The sequence below is a fragment of the Segatella baroniae B14 genome (genome assembly GCF_022024235.1).
Classification (GTDB): Bacteria; Bacteroidota; Bacteroidia; order Bacteroidales; family Bacteroidaceae; genus Prevotella; species Prevotella bryantii.
In genome coordinates this window covers 1,001,676-1,022,353 of record NZ_CP091800.1, presented here as the reverse complement: position 1 = coordinate 1,022,353, position 20,678 = coordinate 1,001,676, and the positions used below count along the sequence as shown (strand labels likewise).

The 20,678-nt window shown below is 39.3% G+C and carries 14 protein-coding genes, 1 tRNA gene and 2 pseudogenes; 8 read left to right on the top strand and 9 right to left on the bottom strand.

All coding sequences use genetic code 11. The features are described from left to right. Positions 1 to 100: 100 nt before the first annotated feature. The 4 genes and pseudogenes from ribB to L6469_RS14220 form a co-directional block, all read left to right on the top strand. Positions 101 to 706 (top strand): annotated as a pseudogene (gene ribB, locus L6469_RS14235) (3,4-dihydroxy-2-butanone-4-phosphate synthase); the annotation flags it as partial. A 989-nt stretch (positions 707 to 1,695) separates the two neighbouring features. After that, on the top strand, positions 1,696 to 2,178 hold the full coding sequence (locus tag L6469_RS14230; RefSeq protein WP_177181312.1) for a hypothetical protein: 483 nt from the start codon (positions 1,696 to 1,698) through the stop codon (positions 2,176 to 2,178). A gap of 205 nt (positions 2,179 to 2,383) precedes the next feature. Beyond that, complete coding sequence (locus L6469_RS14225) at positions 2,384 to 2,926, top strand: hypothetical protein (RefSeq protein WP_006281429.1); 543 nt, start codon at positions 2,384 to 2,386, stop codon at positions 2,924 to 2,926. A 166-nt stretch (positions 2,927 to 3,092) separates the two neighbouring features. Next, complete coding sequence (locus L6469_RS14220) at positions 3,093 to 3,644, top strand: hypothetical protein (RefSeq protein WP_006281428.1); 552 nt, start codon at positions 3,093 to 3,095, stop codon at positions 3,642 to 3,644. Between the two features lie 95 nt (positions 3,645 to 3,739). Here L6469_RS14220 and L6469_RS14215 read toward each other — a convergent pair whose 3' ends face one another. Next, entirely contained in the window at positions 3,740 to 4,507 is a 768-nt protein-coding gene (locus tag L6469_RS14215; protein ID WP_006281427.1) for a DeoR/GlpR family DNA-binding transcription regulator, read from the bottom strand. A 312-nt stretch (positions 4,508 to 4,819) separates the two neighbouring features. Between L6469_RS14215 and L6469_RS14210 the strand changes: the two genes are divergently transcribed. Both L6469_RS14210 and L6469_RS14205 read left to right on the top strand, forming a co-directional pair. Beyond that, positions 4,820 to 5,626 (top strand): metallophosphoesterase family protein, encoded by an 807-nt coding sequence (locus tag L6469_RS14210; RefSeq protein WP_006281426.1) that lies wholly within the window; start codon positions 4,820 to 4,822, stop codon positions 5,624 to 5,626. Then, entirely contained in the window at positions 5,607 to 6,311 is a 705-nt protein-coding gene (locus L6469_RS14205; RefSeq protein ID WP_006281425.1) for a hypothetical protein, read from the top strand. Before L6469_RS14210 ends, L6469_RS14205 begins: the two co-directional genes overlap by 20 nt. A gap of 14 nt (positions 6,312 to 6,325) precedes the next feature. On the opposite strand, the gene L6469_RS14200 is transcribed toward L6469_RS14205, so the two are convergent. From L6469_RS14200 to L6469_RS14180, 5 genes and pseudogenes are all read right to left on the bottom strand, one after another. Further along, positions 6,326 to 6,889, bottom strand: coding sequence for a hypothetical protein (locus L6469_RS14200; RefSeq protein WP_006281424.1), 564 nt, complete (start codon positions 6,887 to 6,889; stop codon positions 6,326 to 6,328). A gap of 309 nt (positions 6,890 to 7,198) precedes the next feature. Continuing rightward, positions 7,199 to 7,345 (bottom strand): annotated as a pseudogene (locus tag L6469_RS14195) (nitroreductase family protein); the annotation flags it as partial. 543 nt (positions 7,346 to 7,888) lie between these two features. Further along, on the bottom strand, positions 7,889 to 12,259 hold the full coding sequence (locus tag L6469_RS14190) for a pectinesterase family protein (RefSeq protein WP_162091541.1): 4,371 nt from the start codon (positions 12,257 to 12,259) through the stop codon (positions 7,889 to 7,891). Between the two features lie 160 nt (positions 12,260 to 12,419). Next, positions 12,420 to 14,666: a helix-turn-helix domain-containing protein gene (locus L6469_RS14185; RefSeq protein WP_006281422.1), complete on the bottom strand. Its 2,247-nt coding sequence runs from the start codon at positions 14,664 to 14,666 to the stop codon at positions 12,420 to 12,422. 194 nt (positions 14,667 to 14,860) lie between these two features. Then, positions 14,861 to 16,246: an ammonium transporter gene (locus tag L6469_RS14180; protein ID WP_006281421.1), complete on the bottom strand. Its 1,386-nt coding sequence runs from the start codon at positions 16,244 to 16,246 to the stop codon at positions 14,861 to 14,863. A gap of 436 nt (positions 16,247 to 16,682) precedes the next feature. On the opposite strand from L6469_RS14180, the gene L6469_RS14175 reads away from it, so the two are divergent. Then, on the top strand, positions 16,683 to 17,177 hold the full coding sequence (locus tag L6469_RS14175; RefSeq protein ID WP_006281420.1) for a methylglyoxal synthase: 495 nt from the start codon (positions 16,683 to 16,685) through the stop codon (positions 17,175 to 17,177). A 107-nt stretch (positions 17,178 to 17,284) separates the two neighbouring features. After that, positions 17,285 to 17,355, top strand: a tRNA-Trp gene (locus L6469_RS14170). Positions 17,356 to 17,483: 128 nt separating this feature from the next. Here L6469_RS14170 and ftsZ read toward each other — a convergent pair. The 3 genes from ftsZ to greA all read right to left on the bottom strand — a co-directional run bounded on the left by ftsZ (position 17,484) and on the right by greA (position 20,656). Further along, on the bottom strand, positions 17,484 to 18,953 hold the full coding sequence (gene ftsZ / locus L6469_RS14165) for a cell division protein FtsZ (RefSeq protein WP_006281419.1): 1,470 nt from the start codon (positions 18,951 to 18,953) through the stop codon (positions 17,484 to 17,486). A gap of 16 nt (positions 18,954 to 18,969) precedes the next feature. Then, positions 18,970 to 20,130, bottom strand: a complete 1,161-nt coding sequence (locus L6469_RS14160; protein ID WP_143067232.1) for a hypothetical protein — start codon at positions 20,128 to 20,130, stop codon at positions 18,970 to 18,972. 61 nt (positions 20,131 to 20,191) lie between these two features. Further along, positions 20,192 to 20,656 (bottom strand): transcription elongation factor GreA, encoded by a 465-nt coding sequence (greA, locus tag L6469_RS14155; RefSeq protein WP_006281417.1) that lies wholly within the window; start codon positions 20,654 to 20,656, stop codon positions 20,192 to 20,194. Positions 20,657 to 20,678: the final 22 nt, after the last annotated feature.

The following is a 20,678-nucleotide window of genomic DNA, read 5'->3' as shown; positions in this document are numbered from 1 at the left end:
GATATTTTTGATTAAATCGATGGAATTCTCAAAAAAAATCAGTAAGTTTGCAGCATCATATAAAAAGGTATTAAAAACCCACAAAAAAAGATTTGTAAAAATGACAGAATATAAGCTCAATAGTATTGAGGAAGCGGTAAAAGATTTTAAAGAGGGTAAATTTGTAATCGTTGTAGACGATGAAGATCGCGAAAACGAAGGTGATCTGATAGTTGCAGCAGAAAAGATTACTCCTGAAAAAGTTAACTTCTTATTGCATGAGGCTCGTGGTGTACTATGTGTGCCTATGACTAACGCTCGTTGCGCTGAGCTTAATTTGCCTCACATGGTAAAGGATAATACTTCACTTTTGGGTACACCTTTCACGGTTACGGTCGATAAACTTGAGGGCTGTTCTACTGGTGTTTCAGCTGCAGACCGTGCGGCTACTATTTTGGCTTTGTCTGATCCTTCTTCTACCCCTGATACTTTTGGTCGTCCAGGACATATTAATCCGCTTTATGCACAGGATAATGGTGTGCTCGATCGTAATGGTCATACCGAAGCTGCTATCGACTTGTGTCGTCTTGCGGGACTTAAACCTGTTGGCGTGTTGATGGAGGTGATGAATGAAGATGGTACGATGGCGCGTTTGCCACAGTTGATGGAAAAGGCGAAGGCTTGGGATATGAAGATTATTTCTATCGAGGAATTGATAGAATATCGTAAAGCTAACAACTGCTAAACGGTAATAGATTCATTCTACAGATTTCATTTGAAACTGTTATTTAAATAGGAATAAAGGCAATCGATTGATTTCGGTTGCCTTTATGTTTTGTATGGTTTTCAAGTTCATCAGCGTGCCTGCCAAATGGATAAGGACAGCCAGATACGACGAACTGAACATCTATACGGACAACAAGTCATACCATTGACAGCAGCGCAGAACCTGTACCACCTTTGTGGTCTCGAATATGAAAGTTACCTATTGAGTACTAAAAAAGTTAAAAAAATAAACAATGTATCTAGTTTATATATAATTTTGTAAGAAAATTAATCACTTATTTTTATATATCTGATTAAGTCGTATAACTTAATTCTATTATGGCCAAATGAATTATCATGAAAACAAAAAGAATATAGTATTTATAGGAATATTTTCCGTTTTGTTATGTTGTATTTCGTGTAGTTATAACATAAAGTATTTAAAAAAAAGAGTACTTAGGTTTAATGAATTACCAAGTAAAGTTAGGGAAAAAATATCAAGTATACCAGAATGTGATAATAGTATAAACATAGTGCTATTTGTTGATCCTTCTGATAGTATTAATTATCATTATAAAAGAGTTGAAACAATTATTGGCCCTTGGGTTTTATATTATATAATAACAGATATAAATACAAAAACTTCTTATAAAATAGATCGAGGGACGCCTAGTCCGTATGTGGTTTATAATCATAAATTATATGTTCCGGATACATATGATTTTTTTTGTGGAGAAGATTATAGAAAAGTGATATTTACGGAGTATGAATTAAAGTGAACTTTCCATATTGGGAGAACTATGGTTAATTATAGCGTTATAACAGGTCTATTGGGTATTTCATTTTGTAAGCCTGATGATAAAGGGCCAAATTTAGAGCGTGGAGGAACCCCTTATGATTACAAAACAAGAACTAGAACCTTCTTTTTTAAACCAGTATAATAAACTATTTATGAAAATATCAAAATTATTAATAAACTTAGTGTTAATTGTATTATTACTTCTAACTTATTCGATATCGAAGACCATATATTATCATGAAGATTTTATAGGTACATATTATTTAGATAAAATCCCAAACGATTATGCAATAGAGATAAATGGATCTTCTGCTGGTTTGCTGGATAGCAAAACAGGAGAATATTTGGTTAATAGTATTGATTCTTTTTGTGTAGGAAATAATTTTATTTATGGCATGACCAAAAATAAATATTTCCTCGTTAATACAAAAACACGGAAAGTGTTTTTTGATGGACAGCCTACAATAAAACAACAAATGCTAAAAATGCAATCTCCGCTTGAATTTCATAATGCGCAATCTAGAAAAATTGATATTATTGATTTTGTTTTTCTTTTCTTGTTGGTATGTTATATTTTAGGAGCAACTAATATTTTAAAAAAAATGCGGTTTAATACACTTAATAAACTTGAATAACTCTTATAATCAATTTTATGGGAAATATAAAATATTTTATACTTTTATTATTGTTATCTTCTTGCGGTTTGTCTTATTGTCATAAAGTACAATTGACGGATGATGATCTATCGTGGATAAATCATTATCATGCGAATGATAAATTTAAAGACTTCTTAAAGAAATTACGAGAAATGCTATTTAATACACCTAAAATTTACAAAAGATGAAAAAAGTTTTATTTATATTTATTGGAATAGTAATAGGGGCAATTTGCACAACTTTTGTTTTCATGTTTAATTATAAGAAGGATATTTCTTGTACAAATAGAACTTCTTTAATAGAAGATAGTTTAAAGCAACAAATTGTAAAATATGGTAATCATGATGCCTATTATGAATTATATGCATTGTGTTATCCTGATGATGAATTATGTTTCCCAACCCAAAAGCATTATGATATTTTATTCTATGATTTGCTTATGGCAGAGAAATATGATGATATGTATGCATGTTATGAGGTTTATCGTTTATTATTCGGATATGAAGAAAACAACATGTTCGCTAATAGTAAAAATACTGAGATAAAAGAAATGGCACTTTATTATCTTAGAAAAGGATCAGATTTAGGCCATTATAATTGTGCAGATATAATATATAATCTTCTCAAAGATAATAAACTTCCTCGCCAAGATTGGAAACCAATGCAATATTATAAGGAAAGAGCTGATTCTTTGCGTTCTGTAATGCTGTCCCCAGAAAATTTATAATAGACTTCTAATTCTTTATTTTTACAAGAATGCGTTATATCAGGAAAGGATCTCAGAAATTCAAAAAACAAATACACTGAAAAAATAGAAAATATAGGAAATTGTATATGGGGTGTAAATAAAGCCTTTTTTGATAGGAATAGTCAAATAATAAAAAAATAAAATTATGGTTTTAATTAAAGATGTTTTTAAGACATTGTGGTTTAATGCTTTTCTGTGGGCAATTTGTTTATTTATAGTAACTTTTCTAGATATACTTATACGTACGAGCTATCCATTGCTCCCAATTTGTATTCCGTGGATGCATGATTATTTGGCTATAATAGTATTGTCTTTATGCATTTCTGTATATATCAAATGGTTTAAGCATAGTACTAAAAATTTTTTAAGTTTATGTTTTGAGTTTTTTTGCAAGTTTTTTGTTAGTTATGTAGTTATTGCTTCTATAATAGTTCTTCCAAATCAATATTTTCCCTCAGGAGAAGAAATAAAAAAGACTGGAACCGTGATTGGTAATGAAATGGGAATATATGTGCCAAGTAAACAGGCAGATTCGTGGGTATATTATAGTAAAATATATATAAAAGATTTGGGTATGTCCTTTTGGTATCAATCAGGCAAGATTCCTCAGTCTATTGGAAGAAATTGTGTGGTCATAATTAGAAAGGGCTTATGGGGTATACGATATGCCCAAAAGGTAGATTTTATAGTTGATTAATGTTTATGATAGGAAAAAATATGTAAAAATGACTTTTACTCTATATTGATAGCTATAAGATAAGTATCTTAGCACAAGAGTGATTATTCATTCCGTTATTTTGCGATGATGATATCTATATTTTGTCGGAGCAGCAGATCCTGATCTTTCAGTGTCATGGCATCGTCAGTGATAATGGTATCTACCAGTGACAGACTGCCTAGACACGCAAAAGCACTTTTGCCGATTTTACTGCTGTCGGCTACCAGATATACATGTTCAGAAGCATCAATCATCGCTTTTTTCACGACCAGATCGCTTACACTCGGATAAGTCAGTCCTGTCTCGATATTGATACCAGCTGTAGCCAAAAATACTTTATCCGCATGAAGATTGACAAAGAAGTCTGCTGCTTTTTGTCCTGTCAAAGAGAGGGTAGGTGATTTGAATTCACCACCAGTAACTAACAGATTGATGCCAGGATTGCTTCCCAGAATCATGGCGATATTCAAGGCATTAGTTATCACTGTCAAATTGGTGAAACCCATAATAAGATGCGCAATTTCTGTAGTTGTTGAACCAGAATCAAGAATAATCGTATCTCCATTCTTGATCAGTTTTACAGCCTCACGAGCTATAGCCTGTTTTGCATCTTGATGATCACGAGTAACGAGTGAGAATTCGCGAACATTATTGCCGGCATTATTAAGGATAGCGCCACCATGTACACGTCGCAGTTGCTGTTCCTCTTCCAGCTTCTCCAGATCCTGACGTATAGTCACTTCGCTGATACCGAACACTTTGCTCAGTTCGCTCACCTTGACATGCCCGTCTTCGCGAAGCATTTCGAGTATTTTTTCTCTTCGTTCTGCAGCTAAAAGCATAGTTATTTTTCTTTTTTTGTGCAAAAATACTGATATTTTCTGATATTTTCTCCTATCTACATGTATTTTTTTAGCGATGCGATTTCTTTGCCGGAGCACAAAAGAGTTAAGTGAAATCTATTTTTATGGTTCTCTTTTTGCGAAAAAATTATGGCAATTTAGTATAGTTCGCCTTAATTCATCATATTTTGTCGTAAATAGAACATTGATATTATTCTTGAATAGTTTATTTTTGTAACCGAATTTTATTGTAGGTTAATAGGTAAGTAAAAATATTACTATTTAGGGTAAAGATAATTTTATACAATAGTTATGAATAGGTTTAAGTTAAAGTTTATCGTAGCTTTGATGATACCTTTTCTTGCCAGTTGCTTTGATACCCATCCTTATGATGTGGAGGTAACAGGAGAAAGAGGTATTAATAGTACGAATATTAGTAAAATAGAACAAATTACGAAGGATAAAGATACGATTCGTTTTGTATGTATGAGTGATTCTCACCAGTGGTATACTGATACAGACGATGCTGTAGCTGATATTAATCGAAGAAAAGACAGTATCGATTTTGTTATCCACTGTGGTGATATTACAGATACGGGTACTCGAAAGGAGTTTGAGTGGGCAGATGATGTACTCAGTGGTTTACAGTTGCCTTATGTCGTGCTGATTGGTAATCACGATTTTCTGGGTACAGGTGAGGAATATTATTATACCAAGTATGGACCGGGTAATTTTTCGATGATTGCTGGTAGAATCAAGTTTATCTTTATTAATACGAATGCTACAGAGTACGATTATGTTGCTTCGGTACCCGATCTGAATTATCTAAGAGCACAGTCTGTAGCCGATTCGAGTGAGTTCGATCGTACTGTAGTCTGTATGCATGCCCGTCCATATAGCGACCAGTTTAACAATAATATAGCTGAACCATTTCAGTATTATGTACAGAATTTTTTACATCCTATCTTCTGTCTTAATGGTCACGATCATAATATCCAGACCGATGATCTCTTTCATGACGGTTTGATGTATTATGGTATGCCAAGTATGGAGAAGCGTACCTATTTTATTTTCACCATCACCCCAAGTGGCTATTATTATGAAATTGTTAAATATTAAATCTCTGCTTATTGTTTTATATCTGTTACTGGCGAATGCCAGTATACAGGCTCAGAATGTAAATACTGATAAACTCTTTGCCCAGTTTAATGATTCTGTGTTAAGAGATACCAGTTTTTCAGATTACGATAGAAAGGTGATACGTCGTTATAGGCGATGGGCCCACTTAATTCCTACACAAGGTATATTTCAGACCCATGGCAATATGGGTGTTGTGTCGTTAGGTATCGGATGGGATTATGGTAAGCGTGAACAGTGGGAAACCCATTTACTGATGGGTTTCATTCCGAAGGGTAATTCTGACGATCCGAAGATAACGATGACCTTGAAGCAGACCTTTATTCCTTGGCAGATCAAGACGTGGAAAAACTTAGTTGTAGACCCACTTACCTGCGGCTTGTATCTGAATACCGTGTTTGGTAAGGATTTCTGGGGAAGTCAGCCCGACCGTTATCCGAAGAGTTATTACGACTTCTTATCTACTCGCATTCGAATCAACGTATTCTTAGGTCAGCAGATTTCGTGGAATATTCCACCGAAGCATCGTACGAATAAGAGGAGTATTTCGCTCTTTTACGAGTTTAGTACCTGCGACCTTTACCTCCGTTCGTATATCACCGAAAAGAAAGTAAAGCTCACAGATATCGTAGGTTTGTCTATCGGTGCAAAGATAAAGTTCCTTTAACGTGATATTCGTGTTTATTTATTCTCCCTTTCCGTCACGAAGCAGGCCACGAGCCCGTAGGTGATGGTGGGACGGATCCAAATTTCGACGAGCAGATAGTCGGTGTACTCATTGGTGGGTTCCAGATAGATGTCCAAATTGTAGAGCGCGGCAATGAGCATGTCGATGATGCAGATGGCCCAGAGATTGCGCTTGGTGTAGCTCTTCCAGTCCTTACGTGCATAGAAGAAAGTGAGCATACAGAGCAGCAGCACCGACAGGGTGAGACATGCCAGGTGGAGCGCGTAGAACGCCAACGGCGGTGCAAAGAGAATGTCGCGCAGCAGCACCGTTATACCCACCGAGACGGAACACCAGTAGTTGAACTGTTGGGTGGTGATACGGGGAGAGTTGAAGAAGTACATCCATATCATCACCAGACAGGCGATGTAGAACATGTTGAGCACCAGTTCAGGCCAAGCCTCGCCCAGTCCGAAATAAAATACGCCATAGAGCATTACGCCCACCGACAGCATTCCAGCCACGGCGGTAATCACGATGTCGAATACCTTGGCTCTTTTCTTAAATCTTGCCTGCATAAGCTAGTTATTTTTATGTGCTTTGCGAATATCTTTCATAGTCTCATGAGAAAACATAAGGCATAATGTCTCTATGAGGGAGTGTGTTCATCAAGAGAAAGCAGAAAATCACTAAATGTTGTTATTCTTATAATTTAGATTTTTATTGGTACAAAATAAATAAAAAAGAATGATTGTACCAAGTAATTGCTCAAAAAAGTTCATTTTCACTTTGATTCGCACTTAACGTGGTAGAATAATAATCCCTTACCATAATACCATGCAAGGTATTATGGTAAGGGATTTCGGCACAAGAGTTTACTTAATCGCCCATACGGCTCCGAGCCCCATCGCATGAGCTGCAAGAAGAATATTCTCACTGACAGCAGAACAGTCTTCTATCCAGTAGTCGCGTGCTTCTCCTGGTTGAAATTTTGCAGTATCACCACAAACGTAAATGATAAGCGGCGTCTGGCGAATCTGATAGTTTATAATTATTATGCTGGATAATCATAATATTTATATACGTATAAACGTAAATAAGGCGTTTGCTGTAAAGCTAACGCCTTATTTGCTATCTCCGACGAGATAAAATGATTCAATAATAAGAAATTTATGCGAATAATCTATCAGGCCTTTCCTAAGAATCACTCCCAAGTAGGTCTGTGCGAATAATATATGTAAAACTTCAACTAATATTTTTGATTTTTATACTGCAAATATAAGTTGAATTTATTTATATTCCAAGTTTTTTTCGTTCAATTTGATTATTCGTGTTAAGTTTGAAAGATTTCTGTTTGTCGCTTGAAGGTTTTCTGAGGGGGTATGACAGAATCTCCTTCATCGTGACTGATTATTAAGCGTGTTAGCATGAATCACTTAACCTTAATAGGGGATATAAAGCTCAATCTTTGAAGCAAAAAGTCCAAAACTATGATGGTGAGGATGGTATTATCAAACAAGAAGAGGTTTTGTCTTCAAAAAGTGAAGACAAAACCTCTTTTAATGGTTATATATAAATTATTTTTGAATATGCTTTTTGCCTGAAGTGACAACAATACCTTGGTAGGTTGGTGATACACGCTGGCCGGTAATGTTATATTCAGTTGCTCTCTTGGTGTCAGTCTGTTTAATCGTTGTTATACCGGTAGTTGTGGCAGGAATGCCATACTCACTGAGCGATCCATATTCGTTTACAGCCTGTACTTTATAGCTTTCTGTGTTTTCTGAAGATGCTAGAGCGGTAGTAGTATCATAGGTTGTATTTGTAGTGATTGCTACCACTTCGTCGCCTTGAGTTACGACGTAGCAGATAGCATAAGCTACAGGTTGCCATGACAGTATACCATCAGCAGAAGTTACTTCTGGAGTAGTGCAGGCTTCTGTTATCAGTTCAGGATTCCATCCATCGTCTCCACTACATACATTCTTAACGGTATATTGTGCAGCTTCCTCAGCTGTAAGAACAGCTTTTGCACTCTTGCCTTCTATGAGCTGTGTCTTCTCTGCATCGGCATAATAGTAGTAATCTACACGGCGCTGAGAAAGGTCGAGTGGATTGCCCTGTCCGTCCATAGAGTTAAACTCTGCCCAAAGTGCTGGGATACCACCCATTGTAGGATACCACCCAGTAGCAGGGATAGTTACCTCGAAACGGGTATTGAGATACACCGTTTTAGGTGTTTCATGCCAAGGACGCCCCAACCATACGTCGGTTTCGCTAGGTATACCAGGAGCTGTTACGATATTGTTTTGGAATACATACCCCCATTTACAGTTTTCACCCTGGTTAGGTGCTACGATATAACCACCACTCTTGCGAACGATATTGATCGTGTTGTCTATAATCATAGCATCGCCTTTGCCATAGAAGAAGTCAACGGCGCCTTCTATCAAACTGTTGCTTATGTATGCACGATGAGTATCGTCCTTGCCGGTGAACCAGGTATCCTGATATGAGCGGAGCCCCATCTTGTTCATGATCAGGCGATCGCCTTTAGAGCAGAGTGCCAGAGCCTGAGGACCATTATTTTGAGTTACACCGTACGAATTAATCAGGTCGATACCTTCCATGTAGATGTTATCCGATTCGATGTCGAGTGTAGCACCATCTTCGATACCATACTGGCCGGTACCGCTGGTGCGTTCGTCGCTGATAGTAACATAGTCTTTACCCTGGCCAATGAGGTGGATATGGGGTTTGGTAGCAGGTATGGTAATATGTCCTTTATATTCACCCTTCTTGATAAAGATAAGCCATGGAGTGGCTGCATTGGCAGGAGCAGCATCGATAGCAGCCTGAACGGTAGTATAGTCGCCTGTTCCGTCTTGAGCTACTATAGCATCAAAGACACTGGCGGTTGGCTGTTGACGTTCCATGGTGCTGAAACTGATGCTGACACCTTCGAAGGCATTGCCATTGCGGTCGGTAATTGCACCAGCAGGAAGAGTGAAGGTATAGTCTGTGGCGTATGATAAACCAGAATATGGGTATACTACGGTTTTGCCGGTTATGGTTGGCTGAAGAGTTTCGTCACCAAGTGTTGCATTTCCCTGGCCAGCTTGTACTTTTTCGTCGAAGGTAAGTACGATATTGCCTGAAGCTGATACACCGTCTGTCTTGTCTGCCGGATTAGAGCTGAGTAGAGTAGGTGCTACTGTGTCATCGCCCGCTGCATGGTCTGCAGTAACAAAAATTTCTGCAATAGAAAGACCGTCATAGGTAGAGCTAACACCTACTAATTCGCTATCGAAATCAGGATACCAGCGAACATACACTTTCTGTTGATTGCTGTATTTCTCTGGTAATGTGAAGGATTTGACATCGCTCCAGCCTCGAGCAGGAATATTTTCGAATGTACCTATTGTTTCGTATTCCTTACCATCGAGAGATACCTGCTCATAGATAGTAGAGTATGAATTATAGTCGGTACCCAGGCAGTTGCTTACTTGAACATTATTGTAGCCGAGGGTAGAGAAATTAATTTCAAAAAAATATTTATCGGTCAGCGGATGCCAGATGCGTGCTGCATATTTGCCATTCTCCTGTCCGTTTTGTGATCCGCGTGAAAGCCATGAGGTGGTAGCTCCCTCTTCATTATGCAGACTCAGTAGACCGGCGTTCTCGGTATCCGACTTATAGTCTGCTGCTCGTTCGGTCTTTGGTGAATCATCATATAAATCCCAACCTACGATATAATCATCAGTGGCAAAGTTTGCCGTGATGGTTGTGTCTGAATTCATGGTAATGACACGTTCTGTTGTGGTCGTGTTGTCCTCCCAGCCAGTAAAGGTCATAATCTTATTATTCTGGGCAGTCAGTTTCACTTCTGTGCCAATCTCATACTGGTGTTTACCATCTACGATATTGCCTTCAGGCTCAATCTTTACGAGGTTAGAACGGGCGCCATTGGTGAGCTTGACATCCAGATTGTAAACGGTTGCCTTCTGCCATACGGCTTTTACATCTACGTTATTTGTTATCTTGAAGGTGTAAGGATTAGACTCAGAGAGGTAGTTGCCTTCTGTGTCGTTCCAGGCAATGAAGTGATAGCCGAAGTTCTCTGTTGCTGACAAGGTCACTTCTGTACCTTCGTCTAAGACGGAGGCTTCTGGACTTACTGAAATCGTACCGGCATCTGGATCAGAATTGCCTACATTGAGAGTATAGCTTGGTACTTCGACAACGGTACCAGAGAAATTTCCTGTTACTACGATGTCGCGTATACCTATCTGTTTGGTATTGCCCAGACTCTTGACATAGAATTTTATGACGACAGGGTCGCCTGTAGTAACCAGATTCTGAATATCATAGCTCAGGTCTGAATAACCTGTATTGTTGCGATCTGGCTTGATATCTTGAGCAATGGTCACACTGTTGTCGCCTACTGATGCAACGATATCGAGGAGACCACCATCGGTACCGAATCGTACAGTCTTGAAGGCGATGTGTGTAGGCACGTATACAAGTCCTTTCTTAGGGGTGAGTGTGAAGTTGATGGCAGCATTGTCATCATCTGCGCTGACGGTCTCTGTTGGCTGTACACGGTAGAATGATAGAGAGTTGACACTCTGAGGAGATGCTACTGTGAGTTTGCTGCCTATAGTCATGGTAGCAGTAGAGGTAAGACCAGCAACAGATAGTTCTCCGTTGGTAGAGCTTGTGGTTCCATCGCCCAGAGTCCATGTGGCGGTTACCCCGTCTTGAGCTTCACCGGTTTCCAGTTTCACGATTTCTCCTGTTACGGCTACATTGACAGTCTGTTCACCTTGTGCTATCTGGATATTACCATTTATCTCTGCGTTCTCATCAGTGATATTATATTTGGCATAGAGAGTTTCGAGTATCATGCCGGCTTCGTACGAGAGGGTGAGCGATGAACTCCAGTTTTGCTGGTCTGTTGATACCAGTATATTTCCGGTAGTGGTCAGTGATACAGATCCCTGTTCAGGACTAAGTTCAAACCCTTTAAGAGTAAAACTCTTGGTAAGACTTTGTCCCTTGTAGCCACTACCCAGACTGAGGGCTGAAGGAGTAGCTGTGAGTTCAGTTGTCAGGTTGACATCGTCAGCAAGGATACCTTGTTCTTTCATCTTCTGGGCACAGAGTCGGGCTATCATGGTAGCGCCAGTCTCATTAAAGTGGGTTGAGCCATTACCATCGAAGAATAATTCGTTGGCCTTGGTATCACCATATTTTTCGAATAATTCTTCAGACGCCTGTGTCAGATCGATAAAAGGCACGTTCATAGAGTCTGCTACATGTTTCATCATGGCAGGGTAATCCATAAGGGTATTGTCTTCGCTTACACTTTGGTTGGTGAGAACACCGTTTGAGGTGAGGACAGAGTAGCTGTCGCCCAAATCATGACGACCATTGCGACGAATCTTGTTACCTGTGAAATACTTACGACATACAGGGCTTACCAATACAGGTGTACAGCCTGCGATGCGACTCTCGTTGACAAACTTAATAAGGTAATCCTTATAGGCACCATTAGGTACAGTTCCACGAGTGTCCACGCTGGAAGCCTGGGCATCACCGATGCTCTCGTAATAAGCCTTGAGTTCTGCTCCATCCATACCGTCGTTTTTCTCATCGTTATGAGCAAACTGTATGAATACGTAGTCGCCTTCTGCCAGTTGAGTTTTGGTGGTAGCCCAGAAACGGGAGTCTTCATAGAAGCTTCGGGTACTGCATCCACCATGTGCATAATTAGCTACTAGTAGATTCTCGGTGAGGAAGTCTTGAAGATACATTCCCCAGCCACGAGTCACGGTTTGTGAAGGATCGTAAGGTGCCATGGTCGAATCACCAATAGTGTGAACCTTGCGTATGGCTTGTGCCCCAAAACTTGACAAAAGGGCGACAAGAACCATAAGAATTTTCATTAGGTTATTTTTCATCATTATTAAAAAGGATTAGTAATTTATTCGGTTGCAAAATTACAGATAACTCTACAAGGGATAGGGTGAAAAATAACGAAAAGAATGGGTAAAAAAAAACGCAAACAACCGATTAACAGGGTGTTTGCGCTTGTATATGATATTTTTATTCTCGATATTCGCTCGGTGTTTTTCCGATAGAGGATTTAAATACCTTGGAGAAATATTTGGGATCGTTAAATCCACACATGTAAGCTATTTCGGATATATTCATATTTGTATTTTTTAGTAACTCTGTGGCTTTCTTGATGCGGGCCTCTTTAAGAAAATCACCAGGGGTGAGTCCTATAAGTTCTTTGAGTTTACGGGTAAGATTTGATTTTGACATTAATGCTGCTTCGGCCATTTCACTGACACCGGCATCAGTATCGCCGATGTGTTCTTCAACGAAGGTCATGACACGTTTCATGATGGCGTCGTCTTGTTCGGAGAGTTGTGGCTTACTTGTTTTTTCTTGGGCTGTTTTCTGTTCTTGCTCTTCTGTATGGAGTAGTGCCAGATAGGCTTCAAGGGTTTCCCTTTGCTGGCTTTTCATGCGTTTTATATAATAATAGGTATAGCCTCCTATAGCCAGTATGGTAATGATAGTCAGAAGATTAAGCAGTGTAAACCAGATTGTTTCTGTGAATTTAGGGGTAACATGAATTGATAGTTTGCGAGTATTGTTACTCCATGTGCCGTCTGCATTGGTGCTCTGAATGAGAAGTTCGTAATCGCCTGGCTTTAATTCTGGGAGTGTAATCGTACGATTGTGCCCCAGATAGTGCCACTCGGTATCATCAGCCAGTCGATAAGCATATAAGATATGATGGGGATCACTGTAATCGAGTGCAGCGAAAGAGAGAGAGAGCGTTCGTTCATCAGTTTGAAGTGTAATTTTGTTGAGTGCATCTGCATGATACAGGGTGGGATGATTCTCTATGCTTATGGCTGTCAATGCCAAATATGGTCGGAATCTGCTGCCCTGAAGTGCTTTCTCGTTTATCTGGATAGCTCCATCCTGGAGTCCTAATAACCAGCGGCCGTCAGCCAGACGGATAGGGGTGGCGTCGCTGAATCGGCAGGATCGTTGCAGAAAGTGCTTACTAAGCGAACGAGACTTGCCGGTTTGGGGATTAAGGATGATTAATTTGTTGCTGCTTACGATAAGTATGTTGTTTCCTAGTGATACCATAGACAGCGCGATGTCTGAGGCAAGGCCCATTGACATGTCGAAATGTCGGAACCGGAGTTGTTTGTCGAGCAGATTCGTATTGAGAATTTCATTGACTCCGCCGCTTTCTGTGGCAATATAGAGGTGCCCCTGGTGTTCCAGAATATTCATGCAGGCCGAAGAGCTCATACTATTGACTCTGTTGGCCTCTTTCTGATGAAGAATAAACTTTTTATTCTTGATATCAGCCACAAATAGTCCTTCTGTTGTGGCTCCCAGCAGAACATTTCCTTTTTGGAATATTTTGCGAAAGCGCATTTGGGGTGCGGTAGGTGGCAGCCAGGATGTTAACTTGCCGCCTTTCAGTTGGAAAATGCCCTGAAACGAGGCAATCCAAGTTGGTTCATGACTGGAAGTAACGATGTCATAGATATCAAGAGGTGGTGAGCAGCGTTGAAAGCCATTCTCATTGCCTATAAGCAAACCTTCAGGTTTGCAGCCCAAAAGAATCTGTCCCTGCGCATCTTCTGCTATGGTATAGGCTGAGGCCTGAATGGGAATGGATTTTTTGAAATGAAGTGAACGGTCAAAAAGATAGATGCATTTTTCTTCACGACTGGAAATCCAAATCTGGCCTTTATGATCTTTGAAGAAAGCTCTTATTTGAGAAGAATGGCCCACTTGGTCTAATTGTTTTACGGGAGAATGTGATGGAGTAAGTTTTTGGATACCATTCTTCATGATGCACCATAAGTTACCCTGTCGGTCATACATCTCGAAGAGTTTTTCTTCTTTACCCTTCATAAATTTGGTCTGTCTGTGAGAGACCGAGTTGAGAATACGATTAGCGCGGACGGTAAGATTATAAAACTTGCCGTCTTTCTGACTAAATCTGTACCATGTCTCATCTACGCGACAGTATATGTCATTATTTTTGGCAAGTATCATATCGCGAATGCGATCAGTAGGCATATTACTTCCATCACCAGCTTTCGACTTGAATGCAATAAATTCCTTACCATCGAATCGATTAAGACCATTCCATGTGGAAAACCACATCATGCCATTGTGGTCTTGTAGCATTTGAGTAACATGCCATTGGGTTAGACCTGAATCTTCATTGTAGAATGTCGTGTCATAAGTTTGGCTCTTCACGGTAGATATGACCATAAGAAGCATCATTAGTAAATAGGTTCTCATGTATAAAGCTAATCTTTTTATTTAGGCGCGGCGAAGGTAATAAAAATATCAGAATAATCCAAAGGATATATTAAATATATAATATCGTGTTTCATTTCTATTGTTCGATACTATGATGGTGAGGATGGTATTATCAAATAAGAAAGGGGCATTTCTCACGATATGCCCCTTTCTTGCTTAAATACAATAGTCAATTATCCATTTTTGTCTTTAATATGTCTTTCATATTCGGCAAGTTCCCGTTCTCCGAAGTGGGCCAGACCGTAATGTTCATCATGTTGACTAAGGTCTAGACCTACCCGTTCGCTCTCGATGCTGACACGCATAGGTACAAATTTATCTACTAACCAATAACCGAAATAACTCATAATAAAGGTGTAAACGAATACTATAGCGATGGCTAACAGATGATAGAGGAAGACAACAAAGCCATCCCATGTGCCGGCAATGAGCCCTTCCTGAATGAAGATACCTGTCATGACTGTACCTACAATACCACCTGTGCCATGGGTAGGAAATACGTCGAGAGCATCGTCTATGCGGCTCTGTGAACGCCAGTATACGGCAATATTGCATATCATGGTAATTATGAATGCAATAAATATGGTCTGCCCTACAGTAACATATCCTGCTGAAGGGGTGCAAGCTACCAAACCGACGACACAACCTACTGCTGCGCCCATAGCTGAAGGTTTACGGCCACGAAGACAATCGAAAAATATCCAAGTCATCATCGCTGTTGCTGAGGCTGTCGTGGTATTTAAGAAGGCTTTAACGGCTACACCATCGGCGTGTAAAGAACTACCTGCATTAAAACCAAACCATCCTAACCAAAGCATGGCAGCTCCGAGGAGCACAAAAGGTATGTTGGCTGGTTCCTCATTCTTGGTCTGAGTCTTTCTTCGACCAAGAAATATCGCTCCGGCTAATGCTGCAACACCAGATGAGGCGTGGACAACGATACCACCTGCAAAATCGACTACTCCCCATTTCAAGAATAGTCCATCTGGATGCCATGTCATGTGTGCCAATGGACAGTAGATCACTATGAAGAAAAACATCATGAAGAAGAGGTAAGCCGAAAAACGTACTCGCTCTGCAAATGAACCTGTAATCAGTGAAGGGGTAATAATGGCAAATTTCATCTGGAACAGAGCATAAAGAGCCAACGGTATCGTTGCGCCACCTACTAATTTTCCTGTTGGGGTAATATAAGTGTCGGCTCCTACATTCTGAAACATTAAAAAGGTGTTCGGATTGCCTAAAATGCCACCAATGTCGTCACCAAAACACAGACTGAAACCAAATGCTACCCAGAGTACTGTAATGATACCCATGGCGATAAAACTTTGGAGCATGGTTGATATTACATTTCGGGCTCCTACCATTCCTCCATAGAAAAAAGACAGTCCTGGGGTCATCATTAGTACAAAAATCGTGGAGGTGATGAGCCAAGATACATCTGCACCATTGATCTTACTAAAATCACAGGTGAATGATGGTTCACTGACGAATAATCCTGATATGGCTATAAAGGCCATGCCAAGCATGAGTAAAATCCATTTCTTTTTGATATGCATAGCTATTTCTTTTATATATAATGGTTTGTGTTTTGGCTGCAAAGATAGCTTTTTGTTGGCAAAAGTTGTATAATTGATGTCATAATGTTTTATATATTATGTTTATTCTTACGTATTGTAAGATATTTATTGGTAAACGCTTACAGTTGGTTAGTATTTTTAGTCTTTGACTTACGAATAGTAAGAATACTAATTGTACTTGTAGAAAAATGTAATATATTAAACTAAAATAGTTTCAATTTGTTTATATTTGCAATCGTAAAGACAACACTTGATGTATTTTATCTTATTGTCGTTGAGAGAGAGATTTTGTAAGTTTATTATAGTGCCTATGTACTAATTAAAAAATGAATGTAATACGTGAGAAGCATGAATAAGCAGTTCACTTCAAAAGGTGGACTGCTATTTTAATTAACAAAGTAAATTAAAAAGATATATGAAAGAAACATTGAATATTGCACTTGTTGCACACGATTCACGTAAGAAAGAAATCATGAATTGGGTTAAGTTTAATGCAGACTTACTCTCTAATCATCATCTTTATGCGACGGGTACTACCGGAAAGCTTATCAGTGAGCTGAGTATTGTTACTGAAACAGATGGTGATAAAGAAGTGGTAACTTATCCTTTTAAAGATAAGGTTACTCGGTTACTGAGTGGTCCACTGGGGGGAGATCAGCAGATAGGTGCTATGATTGCTACCGGACAGGTAGATATGCTTATCTTCTTTTGTGACAACTTGGTAATGCAGGGACACCAGAACGATGTGTCGGCTTTGTCTCGACTAGCTTCACTTTACAATATTGCTTTTGCTACTAATCGTACGACTGCAGATATGCTATTGACATCGAGTTTATTGGGTAACGAGAGCTATGAGCGTAAAATACCTGATTGCATTCAGGCTTATGCTCATCGTAATTTAAATCAATAGCCAAAATATATAATCTTGTTGTAAACTTGTCTTAAAAAATTTTGGCTATTTGAAAAAAAAATATTACTTTTGCAATCGTTTTGTAAAAGGGAGTACCTTTGCATAATAGGCGAGTAATTTAATGGTAAAATAGCGGTCTCCAAAACCGCCTTTCTGGGTTCGATTCCTGGTTCGCCTGCAAAGAAAAAAGTGAATTAGCACATTTTGCTAGTTCACTTTTTTAGTTATAATCACTTTACTTTTGATATAATCGCGATATTTTCCGATATTTAGTTCTTTGTGCAGATGTAATTGTTATTCTTCAGATCATTCATCAGTGAATTTATCCATCGTATTCTTAATGCGAAGACGTACCCGTTCGGCGAAACTAAGATGATGGGTCGCTTGTTCCTTGATATCGTATTCATGTGCACCGTTTTCATCATAATTTGTCGGTTTCTTGATGACGGAATTATGATTTGCTGCAGGATTATAGGGTCTGAACGTTAATTTATCCTCTTTCTGGTCATCCTTTTCTTCCAGATTTTCAAGCGTTTCTTGTTCGTTCTTATCTTTTTGCTCTTCCAAAGTCTCTATTTCAAGATTAGAAAAATCATCATTTTCATCTTCCTCAGCTATTTCAGTGCTTGCATCCTTTTCAGTATTATCGTCCTTCTCTGCATTAACATCATCCTCCGCTATTTCAGTGCTTATATCCTTTTCAGTATTATCAGCATCCTCAGAATGTTCAGTCTGATTTTTTCGATAGAGACTTTCGATGATTTCGTTATAATATAGCGTTTCATCTTCTCCATGATCTTTTTCTCTAGGCAGGAACTCATTATCCAGCCCCGTTGCTAGAATAATTACTTTGGCATCCTCGCCAACAGTATTGTCATCAGATACGCCCCATATCACATTAATATTTGGATCAAGTTCATACATGAAAGAGTCTATTTCTTGCATTTCACTGATCAAGAGAGGATGCTCTTCGCTCGTATAAATATTAAAGAGAATGCGTTTGGCTTTAGAAATATCGCTACCATATAGAAGAGGAGAGTCGAGTGCATTAAGAATCGCATTTTGAACACGTTTTTCGCCCGATGCTCTTCCGATAGCCATTAAAGCTCCGCCACCTCCCTTAATAGTAGCTTCCACATCTCTAAAGTCAAGGTTAATAGTGCCCTCAACAGTAATCAGTTCTGCTATACTTCTTGTGGCATCACTCAGTAATTTGTCGGCAGTCTTGAATGCTTCCTTGATAGGTACCCGTGTATCGGCATAGATATCACAAAGACGCTCGTTGTTCACAATAAGCAGGGCATCTACATTTTTACGAAGCTGTTCTACTCCCTGTAAGGCCGTGATAATCTTATTGCGTTTCTCAAAAAAGAAAGGAATGGTAACAATACCTACTGTCAGAATGTTCAGCTGCTTGCACACACCAGCGATAATCGGGCTTGCTCCCGTGCCCGTTCCACCGCCCATGCCTGCAGTGATAAAGCACATTTTAGTGCCGTCAGACAACAAACGTTTGATATCGTCTACGGCTTCTTCGGCATCTCGTTTGGCGATTTCTGGATTGGCACCAGCACCCAAACCTGTGCCCAATTGTATTTTTACGGGTACAGGTGAATTTCTCAGACTCTGGCTATCAGTATTGCATACAGCAAACGAGACATTATCAATGCCTTCCCGATACATATTGCTTACAGCATTGCATCCGCCACCACCTACACCGATTACCTTGATGATGTCTTTGGTCTTGTCTTCTATTTCTACATCGAAATCGAGCATATTCTATCTTTTTTTATCAGAATTCCCAAGTATAACTTACTCCGATATCAAAAGAATGCCAAGTGGCTTTTTCACCTTCTTCAAACCCTCCTTGATGGTGTCGTATGGCATATTCGCCTTTTACTACCAGGTTTTTGAGTGGTGAAAAGTTGATACCCACAGTATATTTATTAAAGTTGAGTTCGCCTAAATGAAACAATCCATCGTATCGCATAAATGGAATAAGTTCCATCTTATCTGTCTTTTCAGTTGTCTCAAAGAAGTCATAGCCGATTTCTATACCAGCAGATTTAGCTGATTGGTCGGTACAGTAAATAGCAGAACCGTCTATAATCCAACCATTCTCCTGGTAATCGAAGTCGAAAGCACCATACCATAGTCCGTCTGTACCAAGAAAATTCAAATCTTGTCGGTGATATTGACTTTTGCATGGCGTTCCCCAGTAGCTACTCACACCCATGCGAAGACCGTTGATAGGATAGTAGTTCAGGCGAGTAGCTCCTCCTAGCATTTGGCTATTTTTTAGTGGGAGAGAAGTATAGATATAGCCGCCAATCTGATAATCCCATTTACCAAGGGAGCCATATATACTGGCGCCACCTTCATGCCAGCTCATCGGAATAATATTCGATTCGCTTTCAGGGTCGTAGATGGTAAGTGCAGGTCCACCTGCGTTGACGATACCTACAGGAACCTCAATAATACCAGCTTTTGCACTGAAGGCCTTAGAAAAATCTTTGGCTATATACAGTTTGTTGGATGTAAAGTTGCCATCAAATTTATATTCCCACTGTTTATTTTCATAAAACTGCTCATATTCCAGTTCGGCCACAACAGTCCACCCTTTGCCCAAATGTAAATGGCCATTAATAATGAAATGAGGCAAGTCGAGCAAGTCAGGAGAATCAAGGTCCCCGTGTCTGCCATAGTTTACTTCAGAATACAAACTACCCTCAAATCGCTTATTATTGACACCGGTATTATCAATAATGATATTGGAATCTTTTTTATTCTCTGCTTTTTGATTTAAATATTTGTTACGGTCATCCTTAAAATGATGAGATACTTGTTCGCGATGTAAAACAGACTTAGGCTCATGATGAGAATTAGTTATGGTCGTGTCTTTTGTGGTAGAATAAGACACACGTAGCTGATTATCGGTTTGTTGAGCCTGCATGTTGAAAGAATTACAGAGAATCAATAAACAAGCAGCAATCATAGTATTTCTTGGTGAAGTATTATAATTCGATATTATCAATGCGCAGTTTTAGTAGACCAGCAGGAACCCTTACTTCGACCACGTCTCCTACCTTTTTATTAAGTAAAGCCTGTGCAATAGGAGATTTGATAGAAATCTTACCCTCTTTAAGGCTCGCTTCGTGCGGACTTACGATGGTATAATTCATGCTGGCATTATTACCGGTATTCGTAAGTTTAACCTTACTGAGAAGCTGTACATTGTCAGCACTGAGCCGTGAAGAATCGATAACCCGAGCATGAGCCAGTACATTCTGCTTAAAACGAATACGGCCCAGTAGACGTCCTTGTTCGCGCTTAGCTGCATGATACTCGAAATTTTCACTCAGATCGCCTTTATCGCGTGCTTCTGAGATCGCTTCTGTTACTCGTGGTAATTCCACCTTAGTAAGGTGCTGTAGTTCGGCTACGAGTTTATCGTATCCCTCTTGAGACATATATTCCATAAGGCTTCTTCTTTTTAGTTTT